This is a genomic window from Verrucosispora sp. SN26_14.1 (assembly GCF_004307965.1).
GTDB lineage: Bacteria > Actinomycetota > Actinomycetes > Mycobacteriales > Micromonosporaceae > Micromonospora.
Window position 1 is genome coordinate 1 of record NZ_SISL01000479.1, and the last position, 4,366, is coordinate 4,366.

Below are 4,366 nucleotides of genomic sequence, written 5' to 3' on the forward strand. Positions count from 1 at the left end.
AGATGGGTAAAAGAGACAGGGTGCAGGCCGCCGCGAGCTCCAGCTCGACCGGGCCGCCGCTGATCAGCCGGTGCACCACCGCCACGCAGGAGCGGCCGTGCAGCATGGCCAGTTCCCGCTCGATCACCACGTCGCCGATGCGCCACCGCCAGCGGGGCAGCCCGTCGGTCAGGTCGAAGCGCTCCAGCAGCTCGAAGCCGCGCGGGTCGACGTCGCCGGAGACCCACTCGTGCGCGCCGAGGCGGACCCGGGCGCCGGAGGGCAGCAGCACCGCCGGGTCGAGGCTGGCCAGCCCCACCTTGCGGGCGGCCGGGGTGTTGCCCGGCACCACCAGCAGCCCGTGGTACCGGCGGGTGCGCAGCCCGCCGACGGTGCCCATGGCGTACCCGCCGAGGCCGTCGGGCACCAACCACTCGCGGCCGGCGGCGCTGGTCAGCTCTCCGCAGACCTGCGTGCCGAAGCGAATCTCGATCAACTTTCCTCCACCGGCGGCGAGGTGTAACACGACACGACGACAATGGCCGCTGTGGTGAAGTACCCAGGCGGCGTCGAAGATGTAGAAGTGATCACTGACGGTTCGCCCTCCGCCCCGGCCCCCGATGCCGAACGGGTCCGGCTCGCCCAGGCCGATGCCGGCGAGCAGGACTGGCGTGCATGGGGTCCCTATCTGTCCGAACGGGCGTGGGGGACGGTACGGGAGGACTACAGCGAGCACGGCACAGCCTGGGACTACTTCCCCCATGACCACGCGCGGTCCCGAGCCTACCGGTGGTCCGAGGACGGCATGGCGGGCGTGTGTGACGATCGACAGACCTTCTGTTTCGCCGTCGCGCTCTGGAACGAGCGGGATCCGATCCTCAAGGAACGGATGTTCGGTCTCGGCGGGGACGGCGGCAACCACGGCGAGGACGTCAAGGACTACTGGTGGTACGAGGACTCCACGCCGACCCATTCGTGGATGCGCTGGCGCTACCACTACCCGCAGGCCGCCTTCCCGTACGACGAGCTGGTCGCGGTCAACGGGCTGCGGGGTCGGGACGACACCGAGTACGAGCTGGTCGACACCGGCATCTTCGACGACGACCGGTACTGGGCGGTGACGGTCGACTTCGCCAAGGCCACCCCGACGGACATGTGCGTGGTGGTGACCGTGGTCAACCGGGGGGACCAGCGCGAGCGGTTGCATGTGCTGCCGCACCTGTGGTTCCGCAACACCTGGGCGTGGGGGCTGCCCGGCGGTGACCGGGTGCCGCAGATCGTCGGGGAGGGCAGCCGGCTGCTCGGCGAGCACTGGGTGCTCGGGCAGGTCCGGCTCGAAGGTGACGGCGACCCGACGCCGCTGCTCTGCGACAACGACACCAACGCCGAGCGGCTGTGGGGGCTGGCGAGCCGTACGCCGTACCCGAAGGACGGCATCAACGACCACGTGGTCGACGGGGCCGAGACGGTGAACCCGGAGCTGACCGGCACCAAGGGCGCGCTGCACTACGTGCTGGACGTGCCGGCCGGAGAGCAGCGTCAGATCCGGCTGCGGCTGACCCGTACGGCCCCGCCGCCGGGTGCCGTCGACCCGCCCGCGGCGGACCTGGGCGACGGTTTCGAGACCGTGGTGTGGGCGCGGCGGGCGGAGGCGAACCGGTTCTTCGACGGGGTGATCCCCGCCAAGGCCAGCGCCGACGAGGCGTTGATCGCCCGGCAGGCCATCGCCGGGCTGATGTGGGGCAAACAGTTCTACCACTTCGACGTCAAACGGTGGCTCGACGGCGATCCGGGGTCGGCGCCGCCGGCCGGGCGCCGGCACGGCCGCAACAGTGCCTGGTGGCACATGACCAGCTTCGACGTGATCTCGATGCCGGATCCGTGGGAGTACCCGTGGTACGCCGCGTGGGACCTGGCCTTCCACTGCGTGAGCATCGCGCGGGTCGACCCCGGCTTCGCCAAGGACCAGCTGCTGCTCCTGCTGCGGGAGTGGTACCTGCACCCCAACGGGCAGATCCCGGCGTACGAGTGGGCGTTCGGCGACGTCAACCCGCCGGTGCACGCCTGGGCGGCGTTGAAGGTGTTCGAGATCGACGGCAGCCGGGACCACGACTTCCTGGCCCGGATGATGCACAAGCTGCTGATGAACTTCACCTGGTGGGTCAACCGCAAGGACACCGGTGGCAACAACGTCTTCGAGGGCGGCTTCCTCGGGTTGGACAACGTCGGCCCGTTCGACCGGTCGGCGGCGTTGCCGGTGGCCGGGGTGCTGGAGCAGTCCGACGGCACCGGCTGGATGGCGATGTACGCGCTCAACCTGCTGGACATCGCCATCGTGCTGGCCGAGCACGATCGCACCTGGGTGGACACCGCGACGAAGTTCTTCGAGCACTTCACCTACATCGCGGCGGCCGCGTACGACCAGGGGCTCTGGGACGAGGAGGACGCGTTCTTCTATGACGTGCTGCGGCTGGCCGACGGGACGAAGGTGCCGTTGAAGGTGCGTTCGGTGGTGGGCCTGCTGCCGTTGGCGGCCGTCACCCGGCTGCCCGCGCGGACCCTGCACCGGCTGCCGGAGCTGGGTGCCCGGCTGCGCTGGTTCCTCACCCACCGCCCCGAGTACGCCTCGGTGGTCGGCGCCCGACGCATCGGCCCGGACGGGCGTCAGCAGCGGCTGCTGTCCATGTGCGGTCCGGAGCAGGTGGTCCGGGTGCTGGCCCGGATGTTGGACACCGACGAGTTCCTCTCCGAGTACGGCCTGCGGACGCTGTCGCGCGCGCATCTGGACAAGCCGTTCGCGGTGACCCTGGGCGGGCAGGAGTTCTGCGTCGGGTACGAGCCGGCCGAGTCGACCAGTGGCCTGTTCGGCGGCAACTCCAACTGGCGCGGCCCGATCTGGATGCCGACGAACTTCCTGCTGATCAGCGCGTTGCGCGACTACGCGGCGTTCTTCGGTGAGGACCTCCAGGTGGAGTACCCGACGCGTTCGGGGGTGAAGAAGACCCTCGACGAGATCGCCGACGACCTCTCCGCCCGGCTGATCGCGTTGTTCACCCGCGACGACTGGGGGCGGCGGCCGATCTATGGCGCGGCGCAACTGTTCCAGACCCATCCGGACTGGCGGGACCTGATCGCCTTCCCGGAGTACTTCCACGGCGACAACGGTGCCGGGCTCGGTGCCTGGCACCAGACCGGCTGGTCGGCCCTGGTCGCCGACCTGATCCTGACGTTGCGGCGCTGACCGGCCGGGCGCAGAGTCGCCATTCCGTCGCGGAGGGTTCGCCGGGGAGCGGCGCGACTACGCTCGGCGGGGTGTCCGGAGCAGAGCACGGAGACGGTGAGCTGGGCGGTGACGCGATCGTCGCCACCGCCTGGCGGTTGGCCGAGGCCGAGGGGTGGGCGGGTGTGACCGCCCGCCGGCTGGCCGAGCGCGCCGACGTCGACCTCGGGGCCCTCTACGAACGCTTCGCCGACCGTGAGGCGGTGGTCGCCGCGGTCGCGGTGCGGGGTTTCGCCGATCTGGCCGCCGCGTTGACCGGCGCCCGGGTGGCGGTGGACCGGCCGGACGAGGTGTGGCCGGCGGTGATGGCGGCCTATCTCGACTTCGCCTACGCCCACCCGGAGATCTACGACGCGATGTTCGCTCACACTCCGGACCTCACGCTCGGGGCCGAGGAGGTGCCGGAGACCGTCGCGGCGGCTTTCGGTGAACTGCGGGCGGCGCTGACCGCGTCCGCCGCCGCGCAGGCCGACGACACGCTCGCCGAACTCGGCTGGAGTCTGTTGCACGGCATGGTGATGCTCACCCGGGGTGGGCGGTTGCGCCCCGAGGCCCAGGAGCAACGCGAACAGCTCCTCGGCAACCACCTCTTCAGCCCGCGCTGAGCCGCTCACCCTGCCCGTGTCGTACCCGCCGGAGGCGGGGGCGGCTTCCCCATGTCCCTCCACAATGGATTTATGTGCACTCGATGTTCACGTAAACATTGTGGGCGCTCGTGCGGAACGCGTGGGGCGTACGGCATTGCAGTGGATCTTTTAATGGTGTGTACGCAGGGCCGGGAATGGTGTCACCGATCCGCGCGCAGGCGTGTTGACATTGGCAAACGTCAACTCCTCCGCGTCGGCGGAAAGTACTTCTTGAACGCTCCGTAACTTTGTGGCAATCTCACCTTCATCGATGCGTAGCGTTCCCTCGTCGCCTGTCGTCTGCCCGACGAGCACCTCAGCCGGCCGGTTGTGTTAGCGCTAACTCATCGACTCGACGCGACTCTGGAGGTGCTGGGAACATGAAGACACCCGTCCACCCGAGCGGTCCTCCGCGACGGCGATGGTCCGCCGCACCGGTGGTGCGCGCGCTCGCGGTCGGCCTGCTGGCGGCCGGCGCGGC

Annotated in this window: 3 protein-coding genes; 2 read left to right on the top strand and 1 reads right to left on the bottom strand. The window is 69.9% G+C overall.

The genetic code is table 11. The features are described 5' to 3' along the window. The coding region (locus EYA84_RS27465) for a glycogen debranching enzyme N-terminal domain-containing protein (RefSeq protein WP_201272493.1) at positions 1–475 on the bottom strand (475 nt) is incomplete at its 3' end. 42 nt (positions 476–517) lie between these two features. On the opposite strand from EYA84_RS27465, the gene EYA84_RS27470 reads away from it, so the two are divergent. Continuing rightward, complete coding sequence (locus EYA84_RS27470; protein ID WP_131056709.1) at positions 518–3,220, top strand: glucosidase; 2,703 nt, start codon at positions 518–520, stop codon at positions 3,218–3,220. Positions 3,221–3,291: 71 nt separating this feature from the next. Continuing rightward, positions 3,292–3,864, top strand: coding sequence for a TetR/AcrR family transcriptional regulator (locus tag EYA84_RS27475; protein ID WP_236145986.1), 573 nt, complete (start codon positions 3,292–3,294; stop codon positions 3,862–3,864). Positions 3,865–4,366: the final 502 nt, after the last annotated feature.